This window comes from Staphylococcus sp. Y174-1 (genome assembly GCF_049897865.1).
GTDB lineage: Bacteria > Bacillota > Bacilli > Staphylococcales > Staphylococcaceae > Staphylococcus > Staphylococcus saprophyticus.
Genome location: NZ_JAFCXB010000001.1, coordinates 1,196,724 through 1,214,949, shown reverse-complemented (window position 1 = coordinate 1,214,949; position 18,226 = coordinate 1,196,724). Strand labels below are relative to the sequence as shown.

Annotated in this window: 19 protein-coding genes; 16 read left to right on the top strand and 3 right to left on the bottom strand. The window is 31.8% G+C overall.

Features of this window, described 5'->3' with window-relative positions:
• The first annotated feature begins 178 nt into the window (after window positions 1-178).
• The 16 genes from ACP7BT_RS06110 to ACP7BT_RS06035 all read left to right on the top strand — a co-directional run bounded on the left by ACP7BT_RS06110 (window position 179) and on the right by ACP7BT_RS06035 (window position 15,110).
• Window positions 179-517 (top strand): DUF1450 domain-containing protein, encoded by a 339-nt coding sequence (locus ACP7BT_RS06110; RefSeq protein WP_041079768.1) that lies wholly within the window; start codon window positions 179-181, stop codon window positions 515-517.
• Window positions 518-918: 401 nt separating this feature from the next.
• Window positions 919-1,854, top strand: a complete 936-nt coding sequence (locus ACP7BT_RS06105) for an aldo/keto reductase (RefSeq protein WP_041079767.1) — start codon at window positions 919-921, stop codon at window positions 1,852-1,854.
• Between the two features lie 260 nt (window positions 1,855-2,114).
• Window positions 2,115-2,657, top strand: a complete 543-nt coding sequence (locus ACP7BT_RS06100) for a flavodoxin family protein (protein ID WP_041079766.1) — start codon at window positions 2,115-2,117, stop codon at window positions 2,655-2,657.
• A gap of 133 nt (window positions 2,658-2,790) precedes the next feature.
• Window positions 2,791-3,270, top strand: coding sequence for a GNAT family N-acetyltransferase (locus tag ACP7BT_RS06095; RefSeq protein ID WP_002484056.1), 480 nt, complete (start codon window positions 2,791-2,793; stop codon window positions 3,268-3,270).
• A gap of 36 nt (window positions 3,271-3,306) precedes the next feature.
• Entirely contained in the window at window positions 3,307-4,608 is a 1,302-nt protein-coding gene (locus ACP7BT_RS06090) for an HD domain-containing protein (protein WP_041079765.1), read from the top strand.
• A 56-nt stretch (window positions 4,609-4,664) separates the two neighbouring features.
• A complete protein-coding gene (locus tag ACP7BT_RS06085) occupies window positions 4,665-5,177 on the top strand; it encodes a YwhD family protein (protein ID WP_002484054.1) in 513 nt (170 codons plus the stop codon).
• 440 nt (window positions 5,178-5,617) lie between these two features.
• Entirely contained in the window at window positions 5,618-6,031 is a 414-nt protein-coding gene (locus ACP7BT_RS06080; RefSeq protein ID WP_011303752.1) for a DUF1934 domain-containing protein, read from the top strand.
• Entirely contained in the window at window positions 6,032-7,699 is a 1,668-nt protein-coding gene (gene argS / locus ACP7BT_RS06075) for an arginine--tRNA ligase (RefSeq protein ID WP_002484052.1), read from the top strand. It begins immediately after the preceding gene.
• Between the two features lie 128 nt (window positions 7,700-7,827).
• Window positions 7,828-8,472, top strand: coding sequence for an endonuclease III domain-containing protein (locus ACP7BT_RS06070; RefSeq protein WP_002484051.1), 645 nt, complete (start codon window positions 7,828-7,830; stop codon window positions 8,470-8,472).
• 183 nt (window positions 8,473-8,655) lie between these two features.
• The gene (locus ACP7BT_RS06065; RefSeq protein ID WP_041079764.1) at window positions 8,656-9,540 is read left to right on the top strand and encodes an ABC transporter substrate-binding protein; all 885 of its coding nucleotides are present in this window, start codon (window positions 8,656-8,658) and stop codon (window positions 9,538-9,540) included.
• Window positions 9,541-9,715: 175 nt separating this feature from the next.
• A complete protein-coding gene (locus tag ACP7BT_RS06060; protein WP_041079763.1) occupies window positions 9,716-10,666 on the top strand; it encodes a FecCD family ABC transporter permease in 951 nt (316 codons plus the stop codon).
• Between the two features lie 95 nt (window positions 10,667-10,761).
• Window positions 10,762-11,463, top strand: coding sequence for an HAD family hydrolase (locus tag ACP7BT_RS06055; protein ID WP_041079762.1), 702 nt, complete (start codon window positions 10,762-10,764; stop codon window positions 11,461-11,463).
• Window positions 11,464-12,264 (top strand): alpha/beta fold hydrolase, encoded by an 801-nt coding sequence (locus tag ACP7BT_RS06050; protein WP_041079761.1) that lies wholly within the window; start codon window positions 11,464-11,466, stop codon window positions 12,262-12,264.
• A 170-nt stretch (window positions 12,265-12,434) separates the two neighbouring features.
• Entirely contained in the window at window positions 12,435-12,944 is a 510-nt protein-coding gene (locus ACP7BT_RS06045; protein ID WP_041079760.1) for an SA0570 family protein, read from the top strand.
• A gap of 444 nt (window positions 12,945-13,388) precedes the next feature.
• Window positions 13,389-14,099, top strand: coding sequence for a hypothetical protein (locus tag ACP7BT_RS06040; protein ID WP_002484045.1), 711 nt, complete (start codon window positions 13,389-13,391; stop codon window positions 14,097-14,099).
• 207 nt (window positions 14,100-14,306) lie between these two features.
• Window positions 14,307-15,110, top strand: coding sequence for an alpha/beta fold hydrolase (locus ACP7BT_RS06035; protein WP_041079759.1), 804 nt, complete (start codon window positions 14,307-14,309; stop codon window positions 15,108-15,110).
• 265 nt (window positions 15,111-15,375) lie between these two features.
• Here the strand turns inward: ACP7BT_RS06035 and sarA are convergent, their stop codons facing one another.
• From sarA to ACP7BT_RS06020, 3 genes are all read right to left on the bottom strand, one after another.
• On the bottom strand, window positions 15,376-15,750 hold the full coding sequence (gene sarA, locus ACP7BT_RS06030) for a global transcriptional regulator SarA (RefSeq protein ID WP_002484043.1): 375 nt from the start codon (window positions 15,748-15,750) through the stop codon (window positions 15,376-15,378).
• A gap of 360 nt (window positions 15,751-16,110) precedes the next feature.
• Window positions 16,111-16,938, bottom strand: coding sequence for an efflux RND transporter periplasmic adaptor subunit (locus ACP7BT_RS06025; RefSeq protein WP_235304911.1), 828 nt, complete (start codon window positions 16,936-16,938; stop codon window positions 16,111-16,113).
• 222 nt (window positions 16,939-17,160) lie between these two features.
• A complete protein-coding gene (locus ACP7BT_RS06020; RefSeq protein WP_041079757.1) occupies window positions 17,161-18,090 on the bottom strand; it encodes a DMT family transporter in 930 nt (309 codons plus the stop codon).
• Window positions 18,091-18,226 lie beyond the last annotated feature (136 nt).

The following is an 18,226-nucleotide window of genomic DNA, read 5'->3' as shown; positions in this document are numbered from 1 at the left end:
TATAAACTTGAAATTTTAATAAAATAGAGTAAAATAATTAGAGTTGTAAAATCTAAAATACATATTAAGTAAGGCATCATAAACCTTATGATGATACATATAAATGAATGTTTACATTGTGAAATGATATTTAAGCTGTTTTGATAAACTGTAAACCATAAGAAAGGAATGGGTGTAGTTGCAAAATAAATTTTTAATTTGTGATGATTGCCAAGGGGTAAACTGTAAGTCATTAGAAAAAAAGTTAACGAAATTAGATCCTGAAGCTGAAATAGAAATTGGCTGTCAGTCGTATTGTGGACCGGGTCGCCGAAAAACGTTTGCTTTTGTTAATAATCGTCCACTCGCTGCACTCACAGAAGATGAACTTATGGAAAAAGTGGAAAAACAATTACAGAAACCGAGAGACCCTGAAGAAGAAGAACGATTAAGAAAACGTAATGAAGAACGTAAACGTCGTAAAGAAGAACAAGATAGAAAATTAAAAGAAAAGTTAGCGCAAAGAAAACATACATAATAGCTGGGAAGGCTTTAATAAAATAAAGTACGAAAATAAAATGAATACTATATAGTTCAAAAGCCGGACGTGGATGGGATTACGAAATCAACAAATTATATTTGATGCCGTAATCCCATTTTTTCAATATACGCTTTTAAAAAACATAATAGGTATGAAAATTTGATGTCGTAATCAAGCAAATATGTTTAGTTTTATAGCGTAATCATGCTAAATTTTAAATAGATATCATATTAGATAATATCTATTACTTACGTTTTTATTTTAAATATAAAGAAAGAGGGTAGAGTATAACTACTTGTAAAAATAACAGTGATATATGGTTAAATCAATTGCTGTGGATAGCACATACATCGCTATGTGTAAAAATATAAGAGAATTATAGAAGGAGTTGGGCTAGATTGACTAAGAAAACAAAGATTGGTAAGTCAAATGTTGAAGTAACACCTATCGCATTAGGTGCAAATGCAGTAGGCGGACATAATTTCTATAATGATTTAGATGAAGAACAAGGTAAAGAAACTGTACGTACCGCAGTGAGAAATGGTATAACGTTGATAGATACAGCTTATATTTATGGACCAGAGCGTTCAGAAGAACTCGTTGGTGAAGCGGTCAAAGAATTTGGTAGAGATGATTTTGCAATTGCTACTAAAGGCGCACACTATTTTGATGATGATGGTAATGTAAAATATTCAAATGATCCTCAATTTTTAAAAGATCAGGTTGAGCAAAGTTTAAAACGTCTGCAGTTGGACTATATTGATTTATATTATATACATTTCCCGGATGAGGACACGCCTAAGAATGAAGCTGTCGCAGCATTAAAAGAGCTCAAAGATGAAGGTAAGATCAAAGCGATTGGGGTGTCCAATTTCAATTTAGAACAATTAAAAGAAGCGAATAAAGATGGCTTGGTAGATGTTGTACAAATGGAATATAATTTATTAAATCGTGAAAATGAGCATATTTTTGAATATACTTCAGAACACGACATCACGTTTATTCCATATTTCCCACTCGTTTCTGGTTTATTAGCAGGTAAATATAATGAAAATTCGACATTTGATGATATTCGTGCTAAAAATCCAGAATTCCAAGGTGAAAAATTCAAAGAAAATTTAGAGAAAATTGATCAACTACGTGATATTGCTGATAACCACAGAGTGGATGTTGCACACATTGTGTTGGCATTTTATTTAACAAAATCGTCATTAGATATTGTTATTCCAGGTGCTAAGCGTCCAAATCAGGTCGTTGATAATTTAACAACTTTAGATGTTGAATTAACTGAAGAAGAGATTGAAAAAATCGAAAAATTATTTCCTATAAAATAAAAAAATAAAAGTAGGTGAACATGTATTATGTTTATCTACTTTTTATATTTATAAAGATCTTTTTAAAAATATACATTTATAGTAGGGGTTATAAGTTCAATTTTTGAGCAAATAATTTAATTTATTATTCTATTTTAAGTAAACTGTTTAGTAATTGTACTTTTTAGTGTAGAATTATTAATTAAGTTTAATGATTTTATGGAAATGTATATTTATAATTTTTGAAGGGAATATAAAATGAGTAGTAGAAGGAGATTATTATGATCGCAGTTTTATTTGGAGGCAGTCGACCAGAAGGGAATACTGCACGTTTAACTAAGATGGCCATAGCTGGATACGACTACGAATGGATAGACTTAACGCAATATCAATTAAATCCGGTTAGAGACTATAGACACGTAGACAAAAGCATAGATTCATATGCGGATGACTATAAGACGATTATAGATAAAGTATTAGCAAGTGACACAGTTATAATTGCTTCGCCAGTTTATTGGTATAGTTTATCGGCATCAATGAAGGCATTTTTTGATCATTGGTCTGAAACTTTATTGGATTCAAATTATAAAGACTTTAAAGATAAGATGTCTAAGAAAGATTTTAGACTTATTATCGTTGGTGGCGATTGTCCTAAAGTCAAAGCCAAACCATGCATCACACAAGTTAAATATAGTTTAGAGTTTCTAGGTGCGAGTCTAGGGGGCTATATTATTGGTACAGCTGAAAGACCGGGAGATATTGAAAAAGATGTTTATGCACTGTCACGTGCAAAAGAATGGCAACAAACACTTGGGAAGAACTAAATATAACATAGATAGTTTGGGTGAATTATAATATTGCCCAAGCTATTTTTATATAAATAGCTAAAGTATTTTGAATACTAAAATTATGATATAATGTAGCTATTATGACCTATCTAAATAGGGGGAGAACAACATGCATAAAATTAGAAAAGCAACACCGCAAGATGTTGTAGGCATCAGAGATGTAGCAACAAAAGCTTGGTATAATACGTACATGAATATTTATGCGGCTAAAACTGTAAATGAGTTATTGGCTGCTTCATATAATGAACAACATTTATTAAAACGATTGGAAGATCAATTGTTTTTAGTCGTAGAAGAAGATGAAAATATTATTGGTTTTGCGAATTTTATTTATGGTTCTGAATTATTTTTATCAGCACATTATGTAAGTCCATTGTGGCAACATCATGGCTATGGTTCTGAATTATTAACTGAAGGTTTAAGTTATTTCAACGATGAATATAAAGAAGTCTTCTTAGAAGTCGATAATAAGAATGATGAAGCTGTTTCGTTTTATGAGCAAAAAGGCTTTGAAAAATTACGTTCATATACGCATGTTATGTATGGTGAAGCCATGGATTTAGCGTTAATGCGTAAGACAATAAATTAGTCTGCATAAGTATAGGATATGGATAGGAGGACTACATTGACATTTACAACATATGCTACACAAAAATTACCAGAAGAAAAAGTGTTTAAAGATCCAATTCATAGGTATATCCATGTCAGAGATCAAGTGATTTGGGATTTGATTAAGACGAAAGAATTTCAAAGACTAAGACGTATAAAGCAATTAGGCCCATTATATCTTTCATTCCATACGGCAGAACATAGTAGATTTGGCCACTCGTTGGGTGTATATGAAATTGTACGTAGGTTAATTGATGATTCATTTAATGGAAGAGAAGCATGGAATAACGAAGATCGCCCGTTAGCCTTATGTGCAGCATTATTACATGATTTAGGACATGGGCCTTTTTCTCATAGTTTCGAAAAGATATTTAACACGGATCATGAAGCATTTACACAGGCAATTATTACGGGTCCGACGGAAGTTAACGAAGTATTAAGTCGTGTTTCGGATGATTTTCCACAACAAGTTGCAGATGTTATTAATAAAACACACGATAACAAATTAGTCATCTCCATGATATCTTCACAAATTGATGCTGATAGAATGGATTATTTACAAAGAGATGCTTATTTTACCGGTGTATCATACGGAGAATTTGATATGGAACGTATCTTGAGATTGATGCGTCCATCTAAAGATGAAGTGTTGATTAAAGAAAGTGGTATGCACGCAGTAGAGAACTTTATCATGAGTCGCTATCAAATGTATTGGCAAATTTATTTTCACCCAGTCAGTAGAGGAGGAGAAGTGTTATTAAATAATTGTTTGAAACGTGCGAAATACTTGTACAATGAAGGCTATACTTTTAAAATGTATCCAACAGATTTCGTACCATTTTTCGAAGAATCCATGACAATTGAACAATATGTAGATTTAGATGAAGCGGTTGTCTTATATTACTTAAAGGCATGGGTGAAAGAAGAAGATCCCATCTTGAGTGATTTATCACGACGTTTTATCAATCGAGATTTATTAAAATATATGCCTTTTGATGGTTCGATTATAACAATCTCAGAATTAACTGATTTGTTTATTCAAGCAGATATAAATCCGAATTATTATTTTGTCAGTGAGTCCTTCTCAGATTTACCATATGATTATGATAGACCTGGATCAAATAGACAGCCGATTCATTTACTAAAACGTAATGGAAAAATTCGTGAAATTAGTAGTCAATCATTGGTTATCCATAGTATTACAGGAATTAATCGAGAAGATTATAAATTATATTATCCAAAAGAACTCATTGCGGATATTGAAGATGATCATGTAAAAAATGCAATTAATAGTATATTAGATGAATTGAATTCATAATATGATAACAGGTAAAATGAAATAAATGCCTTAGATAATTTGGGAGGTGCACGTGAGTGGCTGGAAATAAAGGATTTAAGTTTAACATTATTAAGAATGACCCACTTGATGGGCACAAAGGTACAAATATAGGTTCTATCAGTTTGGATAATGTGGCACCTGTCTTTATTGATGTTCAAAATAAAGAAGCCTTTATTGATATTGGTGGTATGCACGCACGTTCAAGTGTAGAAAAAGGTGTTAAATGGATTAAAGAGAAAGAAGTTGTAGAAGGTGACGAAGCCAAGGCATATTGGTTATGTTGGGTTACGACTGAAAGAGGCGAAAATGGACCTTACTATGCTGGCGTGACAGGATGTTATTTATTAGTGAATAAGAGCATTCGCAGAGGGTACAAAAGCATGCCTGAACATGTTAATATGATGGATAAATCAATGAAACATCAAATCGATATAGATCATATTGGTGAGGACAATAAAGCAGTTTTGAAAGATTTTCTACAGACACATGATTTAGCTATGTGGAATAATTCAGATAAAGCATTACATGAAGCATTAGCAAGTAAATAATAAGTATAGGGATGTAGGACAGAAAGTGAATTTTAAATAATCTTTCATAGCCCTACGTATCCTATTAAGACACAGATGCTTGATACCATATTTTCCCTAATTAAAGGGCATGTATAAGAACTACTAAAATTTTGAGTGGATTACATGTGCAAATGCTCATGCATAAGAACTACTAGAATGGTTAAGGATTACGTGCGCTAAAACGAATGCATAAGAACTACTCATTCACATAAAATGTGAAAGTAGTTCTGAAAAACAGCTTTAAAGAGGTTTAGACTATCAAAGTCGGAACCTCTTTTTTAATGTCATGCGTTATTACAGATAATTGGATTTTAGCTATGTAGCATAACATCCTTAAAAACGATTTACCAACTGTATAGCGACTATCAAGTATGCTATAATGGTTTGTATTATTTTAAAAGATTAGGGTGAAACGTACATTGGAAAACAATGTTAATATCCAAACGAAACAAGTTGTTAAACAATTTGATAATAAAGAGAAATTTACAGCAAATACGCAAGGGCATTGGCAAAAACGTAATGCAGAATTTATACGTTATCAAGAAGAAATTGATGGTGTTGCTGTCAATGTAACTGTTAAAATTGAAGAAACAGGTGTGAAAATCATTCGTAAGGGTGAAATCAAAATGAACCTCCATTTTGTAGAAGGTGAAGATACGATTACTTTGTATGAAATTACTGGAGGACGTATACCTTTAACTGTGCGAACACATTCTATTCTGCATTTTGTAACGGAACATGGTGGTAAATTAAAAGTGCATTATGATTTAATACAAGATGATGAAAAAATGGGATCTTACCAATATGAAATTACTTATAAGGAGCAGTCTTAAATGAATATAATTGATCAAGTGAAACAAACGTTGATTGAAGAAATTAACCACAGTATTCAAAAAGCAGCGTTAGCTGAGGCAAGTGATATACCAGATATTAAAATAGAAATACCTAAAGATGATGCAAATGGTGATTATTCTACAAACATCGCGATGGTATTGACGAAAATAGCAAAGCGTAATCCTCGTGAAATTGCGCAAGCGATTGTCGATCATTTAGATACGACAGCTGCTAATGTTGAAAAAGTTCAGATTGCAGGACCTGGATTTATTAATTTCTACTTAGATAATGCTTATTTAACTGAAATTATCTCAGAGGCTATAGATAAAGATGAAAAATTTGGTAGCACTGCCGAACAAAATGGCAAAAATATATTATTAGAATATGTGTCAGCTAACCCAACTGGAGATCTACATATTGGCCACGCACGTAACGCTGCTGTAGGTGATACACTTGCTAATATTTTAACTGCGGCTGGTTATCATGTAACTAGAGAATATTATGTGAATGATGCGGGTAATCAAATTACGAATTTAGCGCGTTCAATAGAAGCGCGTTATTTTGAAGCGCTTGGAGATGATTCATTTGAAATGCCTGAGGGTGGCTATCATGGTAAAGACATCATTAATATTGGTAAAGATTTAGCCGAAAAACAACCTGAACTTAAAGATTTGTCAGAAGATGAACGTATTAAGACATTTAGAAAATTAGGCGTAGATTATGAAATGGAAAAATTAAGAACAGATTTATCTGATTTTAATACGCATTTTGATAATTGGTTTAGTGAAACGTCTTTATACGAAAAAGGTGAAATTACAGAAGTATTAAACAAAATGTCTGAGCTTGGCTACACATATGAACAAGATGGTGCAACGTGGTTGCGTACGACGGACTTTAAAGATGACAAAGACAGAGTGTTAATTAAAAATGATGGCAATTATACGTATTTCTTACCAGACATTGCATATCATTTTGATAAAATCAAACGTGGTAACGATACGTTAATTAATTTATTTGGCGCGGATCATCATGGGTATATCAATCGTCTTAAGGCTTCATTAGAAACGTTTGGTGTTGAAAGTGACCGTCTTGAAATACAAATCATGCAAATGGTGCGTTTAATGCAAGATGGACAAGAAGTTAAGATGAGCAAACGTACTGGAAATGCAATCACGTTACGAGAAATTATGGATGAAGTTGGCGTAGACGCAGCACGTTATTTCCTCACAATGCGTAGCCCTGACACACACTTTGATTTCGATATGGAACTTGCGAAACAAGAATCACAAGATAATCCAGTTTACTATGCACAATATGCACATGCGCGTATTTGTTCTATATTGAAACAAGCTGCTGAAAGAGGTATTACACCATCTAAAGATGCGGATTATACCTTGATTACAAATGATAAAGCGATTGATTTATTGAAGAAAGTTGCTGAATTTGAAACAACAATTCAAAGTGCGGCTGCCAATAGAGCACCACATAGAATTACAAATTATATTCAAGATTTAGCATCACACTTCCATAAATTTTATAATGCTGAAAAAGTATTAACAGATGATGTTGAAAAAACAAAAGCATTGATTGCACTTATAGATGCAGTAAGAATAACGTTACGTAATGCGCTAAGTTTAGTGGGCGTAAATGCACCAGAAACAATGTAATCGGAAAGTGTAATGATTGGGAGCTAGTATCAGATTTATCATGGATGAAGATAGGATGTTTCATCAAGTGACAAATCTTACTAGCTCTTTTTGTTAGTGAAAATAAGCGTGCAAATGAGGTGTGTAAAATGACATTGGATACAGAGAGTTTATATCGCATTTTATATAAACATATGGGGCCACAAGGTTGGTGGCCTGCAGATTCGAAAATAGAAATCATTTTGGGAGCGATTTTAGTTCAAAATACGAATTGGCGAAATGCAGCCTATGCCATTGATTCATTAAAACAAGCTACTCTATTGGATCCACACCATATCTTGAATTTAGAATTAGAAGATCTACAAATATTAATTAAGTCGAGTGGATTTTATAAAAATAAAGCGAAAACCATACTGGCATTACTAAGTTGGTTGCATCAATACGATTTTGACTATAAAGCCATTGCTGATAAATATCATTCTAATCTTAGAGACCAGCTGTTGCATATAAAAGGTGTTGGAAGTGAAACAGCCGATGTACTCATCGTTTATGTATTTGAAGGTATCGAATATATACCTGACAGTTATACAAGAAGAATTTATCGTTTACTCGGATATGAACATACAGAACAATATGACAAATTGAAACGCAACGTATCATTACCTGAAACCTTTACGAACCAAGATGCAAATGAATTTCATGCTTTATTGGATAATTTTGGAAAAAATTATTTTAACGGCAATGCCTCACATCAATATACATTTTTAGATGAATACTTTGAATACAATGACTAAAATAATATAGAAATTAGACTCTAATCAGTATTAATTAAGGGTTATCATCAATCAAATAATAGAAAGTTTATATATATGTGTAGCTTAAAAAATTAAATTAAATAGTTATTTTTAAAAATAATAGTAAAAAACGCATGAAAATTTGATATGATTAAAGCAAATCATAAACTAGGAGATTATATCATGAAAAAGCAATTTAAAGTCATTTATCTTTTTATTATTTTAGCTGTTATATTGGCTGCATGTAGTACCAATTCTGACAAATCCACTAAAAACGAGCAGTCAGAAAAATCATATGACAGAATTATTTCTCTCATTCCTAGTAATACGGAAATATTGTATGAATTGGGTCTAGGAGATAAAGTGGTCGGTGTATCAACTGTAGATGACTATCCGAAAGAGGTAAAAGATAAAAAACAGTTTGATGCTATGAAATTAAATAAAGAGGCGTTATTAAAGGCTAAACCTGATTTAATACTTGCACATGAATCTCAGAAATCAACAGATGGTAAAGTACTGAATGGATTGAAAGACAGTGGTGTTAAAGTGGTCTATGTTAAAGATGCACAATCTATTGATGAGATGTATGAAACTTTTAAGCAGGTCGGTAAAGTGACAGGTAAAGAAAAAGAAGCCAATGCGTTAGTGAAAGAGACTAAAAATAATATTAAAAAAGTTGTGAATTCAGTGCCAAAAGACACAAAATCTCAAAAGGTTTTTATGGAAGTATCTTCAGAACCTGAGATTTATACGGCAGGAAAAAATACATTTTTTGATGATATGTTGAAGCAACTGAAAGCTAAAAATAGCTTTTCAAATCTAGATGGTTGGCAAAAAGTTAGCAAAGAATCAATTATTAAGAAAAATCCAGATGTGATGATTTCAACGATGGGTATTTCAGAAAAAGATTATCAACAAATTATCGACAAGAGAGGCGGATTTGAATCACTAAATGCTGTGCAAAAAGGTAGAATTGAAGCGGTGAATGGTGATCAAATTTCTCGACCAGGACCTCGTATTGATGATGGTCTCAAAGCTTTAAGAGATGCAATTTATAATGAAAAATAGTCAGTGTAGTGAGTTCTAATTAAAAAGATTATTTAAGTAACACCCTGAAGTTTGTTTGTGCATACTTTTCAGGGTGTTTTTTCTGTTTACTAATTTATAATAAATGGGATAGTGTTCGATGTGTTCAGATGGTATTGTAGGAGAGTGAAGATTTATTTGAAAGTGTGGCAAAAACATGAAGTATACTAAAACGATGTGTTTATGGATCGTGTTCATTATCATTAGTTTATTGTTGAGCTTATTTTGGGGTTTGGGTGATATAAGTGATACGCTATCACAAACAATATTATATCAAGTAAGAATTCCACGTACTTTACAAGCCTTGTTAGCCGGTGTTGGTTTAACACTTGCTGGACATATGTTTCAAACATTGTTGAACAACCCGCTTGCAGATAGTTTTACATTAGGATTGGCAAGTGGTGCTACATTTGGATCTGGGCTAGCTGTCGTTATAGGTGTTTCATTTATTTGGTTACCTATATTTTCAGTGTTATTTAGCATAATGACTTTAATACTGGTTATTGTACTAACTAGTGTAATGTCTAGAGGGTATCCGGTTAGAACACTAATCTTGGCTGGCATAATGATTGGTGCATTATTTAATGCATTTTTATATGTGCTCATTATTTTTAATCAAGAAAAAATGAACAATATCGTTAATTATATGTTTGGTGGCTTCTCATCTGCAGAATATAACGAAGTGATTTATATCGGTATTGTATTATCCATAGGTATGATAATTTTATTGAGCTTGGTGTCAAAAATTAAAATATTACAGCTTGGTGATTTACGAGCTCAGTCATTGGGGCTTAATGGGCGTAGTGTAACGTATAGTGTCTTGTTAATCGCCTCCATCATAACTGCCGTCATTGTTGCATATGTAGGTGTTATTGGATTTATTGGGATGGTTATTCCACAACTCGTACGAAGAAGTCGCGCACATTATAATTTAAGACAACAAATGTTATTGAATATTGTGATTGGTGGTACAATTATGGTACTTTCAGATTGGTTAGGTAGTGTCGTATTAGACCCTTTCCAAGTACCAGCCAGTATTATACTCGCATTGTTGGGGATTCCCGTATTGTTTTACATTATGGCGACACAACCGCGAATGCAAGAATAGTCATTTTAAGGTAAAATAAATAAATCAGATTGCAGTAAATACAGGGAATAATATCATTTTAATAGAGTGACATATTAATTAAAGAGGTTATGATAATGGATTTAACACAAATAAAAGCGATTGTATTTGATTTAGAAGGCACCCTTTTGGATAGAAAAAAATCACGCGAGAAATTTATAGAAGAACAATATGAGCGGTTCCATGATTATTTAGTACGTATTCAATTAGCAGATTTCAAGAGAAAATTTATAGAGTTAGATGATGATGAAGACCATGATAAACCAGAACTTTATAAAGCCATCATTAAAGATTTTCATGTCGATCGATTAACATGGAGAGACTTGTTTAATGATTTTGAAATGCATTTTTATCGCTATGTGTTTCCATACTATGACACATTGTATACTTTAGAGAAATTAACAGAAAGTGGTTATCTAACAGGTGTTATCGCCAATGGCAGATCTAAAATTAAACAATACCGAATGCACGCCTTAGGTGTAGAAGATGCTATAAACTACTTATCTACTTCAGAAACAGTGGGTTATCGAAAACCACACCCGAAAATTTTTGAAGACATGCTTGATCAATTAGGTACTCAACCTGAAGAAACAATATATGTAGGTGATGACCCATTAAATGATGTTGCGCCAGCGAGAGCAATGGGAATGGTAAGTGTGTGGTTTAAAGAAGATGATGAAGTGGATGTTGAACCATTGCCAGAAGAAGTTGATTTTACGATTAACACGACAGAAGAATTATTATCTATATTACCAATTGCAAAGGAAGGAAGAGAATAAATGAATTTATTTACAACAAGCGACGGTACTGCACTCAATTACAGAACGAGTGGTGAAGGCAATGCAATAGTGATGATTCACACTGCATTCGATAATTTAACAGTATTTGATATGATAGAGGAAAATTTTACTGATGATAACCAAGTTATACTTGTTGATTTAAGAGGTCACGGATACTCTGACAAACCACAACATATTGATTTCAAGGAATATGCTGAAGATATTAAAGAGCTATTAGACTATTTATATGTCACACAAGCATCATTGATTGGTCATGAATTAGGAGGATCTGTTGCTAGCGCATTTGCAGCAATGTATCCAGAAATGACTGACTCAATTACATTAGTAAATCCAACGCTGTTAAACGATATGTCTCCAGAAGAACGTTTATATCGCAGGTATGCCAATCAAATTAGAAATTGGGATAAAGAAGAACAACAGAAATTTTTAGATAAGCATTTATATTACTCAAAACGTAAAGCTAAGAAATTCTTAAAACATGTAGATAATACAAATGGTATCGCTACAGAAGCGGAATTAGAAGCAGTCAAAGATTCATTTAATGACAATAATATCATGAGTTATTTAAGTGAAATTGATTTACCTACTTTGATTATTGCTGGTCAACATGGTGAAAGAACAACCATTGTTGAAGCGAAAGAAGTGGGAGATTATATGGGTGAAGTACAATTTGAAACATTTACTGCGTCTGGATTATATCCATTTGTTGAAGAAAAAGATAAATTTGTAGATTTGGTGTTAAAATTTATCAAAGACAATGAAAAAGAATTAACATATTAACCTTCAATTCGATATGAATGAAAGTTTGTAAGTGCTGTTATGCAGCAATTTTTTATTACAAGTCGCACTGTTTTTGTAATCTTATTGTAACAATACTGTTATTTTAGTAACATTTATAGTACAATATGGGTGAGCACAAAGAAACTTATAAACAGAAGGAGAGCGTGCTTATGAAAAAATTATTTGCAGCAGTAATCGTATCGGGGTTAGCACTTTCCGGAATGAGCACAGGTAGTGTTGATGCCGCGTCAGGTAACTCTATCCAAAATGTTAAATCACTGCAACAAGGAGATACAACGTTAGAAGGTGCGAAAATCGGCGAACCTGTTCAAAACTTATTGAAATCTAATGATGTATCCGTATACTCACACAGACCGGATGGCAAAGAACATTATTATGAATTTAAAAAAGATAATGGTGTACTTGTTGTAACAGCTGACGGTAAAAAGAACAACGGTAAAATTACGCGTGTTTCTATGAGTTATAATGATACAGACGGTCCAACTTACAAAGCGGTTAAAAATGTTGTTGGTAGTAATGCTGTTACACGTGAGCATTATAATAATGTAACTGGTAATTTCGGTTATGTTCAAGACAATGATTTATCATATCAATTTAGTTCTTCATCACCAAGTGATAAAAACATTAAATTGTACCGTATTGATTTGACTGAATCATAAATATCAGTGAAACAATGTAAATAGCTTATATAAGCCGAAACGCATGCGCAAATATTGCTACAATGCGCTATTGATTACAAGCATTGCGACATTTGTATAAGAACTACTTTTTCACGAAAGAGTAGTTCTATAGAAAACGATGTATTAACGTCACCTGAGTTAGAGATAGTCGCTAACGTATAATATAAATTAGAGTCTGGGACTTATATAGTGTCTCAGACTCTAATTTATATTGGACATTAAATCATACGAATAAGCAATGGCTTGTGTATGGTAAATCAAGTGGGGTTTCGAAACCCTTATTGAAAATGAAATTATCTATCCTGTACTTGTTATTTTATTGTTAAAATCAAGTGTAGTATGAGATTATTAAAGAAACAGCTTTGATATCTCAACTACAATAGTGTTGATAGATTAAAGTGAATTTTATAAAAGGAGTCAAATATGAGAGTTAACGATAAGGTTTTAGTAGAAAATATTAATGACTATTTTACTCATAAAGGTCTTTCTCCAAACTTAATAGAAGATATTAAAGAGAAATTAAAAAAGGATTTCCAAAAATCTGAAGCCAAAGATGAAGACTATATTGAATATAGACGAAAATCACCAGCAGAAATAATACTAACGATTCAACGCAATTTATTCACACTACAACTCAATCCTATTATTTTTTTTATTGTTAATTTTATTTTACTTTCTTACTTATATGATAAGCAATATGTACCATTTCAAGCAGCTACGGGCACATCTATTTTTTACTTTTTAATTATTTTACCAATTTCAATCTTCATATACTTGCGAATTGATTGGAAGAATTATTTATACAGTAATAAGTTTGAAATGGTTATTGGCTTAGTAGTGGCAATGGCTGCGTTTGTCCTTGTGATATTACATACATTTGATATTAATTTAGGTATTGTAGCGGTTACAATCTATGCACATCAAGTCGTATTTTTTATAGGTATATTATTCAGTATTTCAGGTATTTATTTTAAAAGATTAGAGTTTACAGGAATTGGATTACTATTATGTCAAAAAACAATTGATGCGATGATTGGAAACGCGAGTATTGCACAAATTGGCTCAATCATTATTTGGATATTATTGTTAATTGTCATTATTTATTATACAATCCGCATCTCTTCTAGAAATTAATAGTATTTATGATTTAAACACTTAAATGAAGCGAACACGTTTCAGTGCTAAACACCTAAGGTATGGTGTGGCACTGGAACGTATTTTTTTATTTATAAGCATGTATTTAATGTTAATTGAATATGGGGACATAATTTAAAATTAAAAAGATAGCATAAGGCGATTCAATTACGGGTATATGAATTTTGTAAAGGGAGGTGGCCCAAAATGGAAAAAGTCGCAACAAATTATAACAACGAGATTGCATACATCCGAGAGGGTCAAGGTTTTCCTGTGATACTAATTCATGGCCTAGATGGCAACATGGCTTCATTATATAGCCTAAAAGATGAATTAAAACATAAATTTGAAGTGATTGTTTATGATGTAAGAGGACACGGTAAATCAACAAAAAAGAATTCGTTTAATTTAGAAGATCATGTAGAAGATTTAAAAGCTTTGATGACAAAATTGAATATATCATCTGCCCATCTTATTGGTCATGACATGGGAGGATTAATTGCAAAGCATTTCACTGATAAATATGAATCAATGGTCGCAACATTAACCTTAATTGCTTGTAATCTTATTGATAGCGTACATGCTTTAAATAAATTAATGATTGAACACCAAGATGAAATTGAAGGTTTTGATAAATCTGAAGCACTGATATTATTATTGCCTTATATGTATAAAGAACAAGAAAAAGCTAAGAAATGGTTTCAAAATCAATTGATTTATAGTAGACAATCAGCAGAAGATAGTGCTGTAGCCACACGAGCATTAATGAATTTTCCTGTATTTAATAAAGATGTTGTTATTAAACAAACGGATGTGCCTACATTAATTGTTAATGGTGTATATGATCCTTTAATGACAACAGAGACTATTGAAAAATATCATTATTCATTTACAAGACTGCTAATTCATACATTTAATGAGTCAGGTCATGCGCCACATATTGAAGAACCAGAACATTTTTTAGATGTTTACAGTGATTTTATAGAGGCTAATGAATTTCAAAAAGAATAATTAGATTTAGTATATTTTTAAAGAAATGAATATATCAACGTACTTCTCAAATGAAGCGGTTTGAATTTTAGATAAAATTGAGCTGAGACAGAAATCAAATTTTAAAAAACTTGGTTTCTATCTCAGTTATGTAATTAAAGAGGATTAGGATGGAGGCGCAGCTAAAATACATAAATAGGGGTATTTTAATATATAATTACCTGTCTTATCATAGTCAAAGAGGCCGAGACATGCATTGCATGTCTCGGCCTCTTTTATATTAAGCTTAAACTTCTTTTTCGTCGTTAGCTTCTTTAATGCGATCATTCACACGTGATAGTAACTCATTAATTTTTTTACGTTGTTTAGTGTTAACTAAAATTAATACTGTTCTTTCATCATGTTCATTACGTTTTTTATCGAAATAATCTTCTTGAGATAAGTTTTTAACAGCTTTAACAACTTGAGGTTGTTTATAGTTCAAATGATTAATAATATCTTTTAAATAATATTCTTCACTTTCGTGTTCGCTAATATAAGTTAATACAGCAAACTCCTCGAAACTTATTGAAAATTCTTTTTTGATAATTCCTTTTAATTTATCAGCGTAAGTAACCATCGCTAATAATTCAAAGCAATCATTGATTTTGGTGATAGCCATCCTTATTCCTCCCTATTTTATTGCCCAATCAAATATACATATTAAAAGTGTTTTTGTATAAATATTTGTCTTAATTCAAAGTTAAATACAAAGAGTTTATCATAATTTGCAGACCTATTATATTTGAGTAAAATATATTAAAACTGCTATTATTTAGTTTATTATAACTAAATAAAAATAGAAAGTAAACAAAAAACTGTTTTAGTGGTACATGAATGATTTAAGATATTAATTCAATTCTTTAAATACCAATGAGGGAAATATAATTAATATTTCTCATTTTCAATTTTCCATGATTTGATAAAATTACTAAAAAACTAATTTCTATTTAAAGGTGTTTACTATTTATACTGTGTACGTTTAATTTTTCGACAGAACATAGTTCGCATTTTTAGCAATTGTATCGCCTACATTTAAACCTTCTATAACTTTCATATCTTTGTTATTACCCAATTTTTCTGTTTTAATAACCCTTTTAATAAATTTTTTATTTCTTTGTAAAAAAACGAATTGCTTTTTATATATTGCAGTTTTTGGAATTTCAATAGTGTAATTAGGTTTTTCTACGCGTAAATGACGACCGAATTTAATATCCGGTGTTGAACTGATTTCAACATGATACTGAGATGATTTTGTATTAGCTTCAGTATTTAAAGGTAATTTACTAATGAAATTTACAGTACCTGTGAAACTATGACCTGGATCAATGCATATGTGTACTTTATCCTTTAATTCCAATGTATTTACTATTGATTCTGGAACTTTAGCTTTGATTATAGCACTGGGATTAAAAATTTGCAGAATAAGACCATTATTTTGAGAAGGCACATGTTGATTAATGGCAATTTGACCATCCATCGATGCGTAAATCGTTGTGCGTAGTTGTGTTTGCAGGGTTTCAATTTCATGTTGTGTACGATTTCTTTCAAGTGAGATTGTAGGATACTTAAGTGGGTCAATGTTATTCAAGTGGGATAAGTATTTTTGTTTAGAAGTGATTTGGTGCTCGATGTCAACATTGTAATATTCAAATAGGGGCTGGTTCTTCTTGACGTGTTCTTCATTCTTAACAAACCAATTGTGGATGATACCTTTATTTGAATCGAAAAAAATATTTGTTAGTTGAGAAGGCGATTGTATACCTGTGAAGTGTTGTGGTTCTTTATATTGAATTTTGAGTGTTTCCACTGTATGGGGATGGTCAGTATGAGACTTTGTTAAATAGAGCCAGCTTAGTAGGGTGATACTACAAAATAAAGCGAGTAGTGTGATAAAAATTAAAAATTTCCGCAAAGAAGTCACCTCTTGATGTTTTGATAACCCTATTATACTGCGGTGTAGCATTGCTTTTCTATAAAAAAATAGCGTCATTTACCAAAAGTTTAAAGTAAATAACGCTACGATACATTTTTAGAATAATCTCAATAAAATAATACCAATCATTATCGCAATGATGCCAATGATTTTTCGCGTAGTGATTTTATTAATGCGCGTACCTAATAAACCAAAATGATCAATGATTACACCCATTAGCATTTGACCTAACATAACGATAATCGTCGTTAGTGCAGCACCAAGATGTGGCATTAATATGATATTTGTAGTTACGAATACAACCCCCAGCATACCACCGATAAAATAGATTGGTTTGAGTTTACCTTGTTTTGCATCGACTGTCTTAAGTTTAAGACTTCTATTAAATATCAATGTAAGTATGAATAGGACAATGGTACCAACCGCGAATGAAATCAATGAGGCCATAACAGATGAGTGTATTTGTTGACCTAAAGCACTATTGATAGCTGTTTGGATTGGAGGACAAAAACCAAAGATAAATCCAATCACTAACCAGATATAAACGGTTGATGACTTATTTGTTTCAATGGGTGTTCTTTTTACATAGTTCATAAGTATGATGCCGAAAATTAAAACAATGATACCTAGTACTTTAAAGATAGTAAAAGGTTCTTGATTTGCACCAAACCAGCCAAAGGTATCAATCATGACGCCCATAATAATTTGACCAGCCACAGTCATAACAACGGTTAATGACGCGCCTAAACGAGGTAATAGCAATAGATTACCAGTAAGGAAAATAACACCAAGCATACCACCGACAAACCATATGTAACTGAAAGATTGATTATTGTAAAACTGTGCTGTAAATACATGAGGATTGGTAATAAGATTAATTAAAATTAAAAAAATAGTTCCGGTTGCAAATGAGATTGTAGACGCATAGAATGAAGATTTCGTATAAAGACTTAATCTAGAGTTGATTGAAGTTTGAAAAGGAACCACCATACCTGCGACAATCCCGATTATATATAAGAGGATCATTAAATCACGCTTTCTTTCAAGATATATATATATACATTATATAGGAAAGAGAAAAATATGCATACATTTAAATTCAATCAAGAAATATTTGTATATTACAGAAAATAATGTACACAATACACAAAATGTAATAAAA

Coding starts and splice junctions, on each gene's coding strand:
- ACP7BT_RS06060 (WP_041079763.1), top strand. CDS start 9,716: ATGAAGTATACTAAAACGATGTGTTTATGGATCGTGTTCATTATCATT.
- ACP7BT_RS06065 (WP_041079764.1), top strand. CDS start 8,656: ATGAAAAAGCAATTTAAAGTCATTTATCTTTTTATTATTTTAGCTGTT.
- ACP7BT_RS06035 (WP_041079759.1), top strand. CDS start 14,307: ATGGAAAAAGTCGCAACAAATTATAACAACGAGATTGCATACATCCGA.
- ACP7BT_RS06070 (WP_002484051.1), top strand. CDS start 7,828: ATGACATTGGATACAGAGAGTTTATATCGCATTTTATATAAACATATG.
- ACP7BT_RS06050 (WP_041079761.1), top strand. CDS start 11,464: ATGAATTTATTTACAACAAGCGACGGTACTGCACTCAATTACAGAACG.
- ACP7BT_RS06100 (WP_041079766.1), top strand. CDS start 2,115: ATGATCGCAGTTTTATTTGGAGGCAGTCGACCAGAAGGGAATACTGCA.
- ACP7BT_RS06045 (WP_041079760.1), top strand. CDS start 12,435: ATGAAAAAATTATTTGCAGCAGTAATCGTATCGGGGTTAGCACTTTCC.
- ACP7BT_RS06055 (WP_041079762.1), top strand. CDS start 10,762: ATGGATTTAACACAAATAAAAGCGATTGTATTTGATTTAGAAGGCACC.
- ACP7BT_RS06020 (WP_041079757.1), bottom strand. CDS start 18,090: ATGATCCTCTTATATATAATCGGGATTGTCGCAGGTATGGTGGTTCCT.
- argS (WP_002484052.1), top strand. CDS start 6,032: ATGAATATAATTGATCAAGTGAAACAAACGTTGATTGAAGAAATTAAC.
- sarA (WP_002484043.1), bottom strand. CDS start 15,750: ATGGCTATCACCAAAATCAATGATTGCTTTGAATTATTAGCGATGGTT.
- ACP7BT_RS06040 (WP_002484045.1), top strand. CDS start 13,389: ATGAGAGTTAACGATAAGGTTTTAGTAGAAAATATTAATGACTATTTT.
- ACP7BT_RS06095 (WP_002484056.1), top strand. CDS start 2,791: ATGCATAAAATTAGAAAAGCAACACCGCAAGATGTTGTAGGCATCAGA.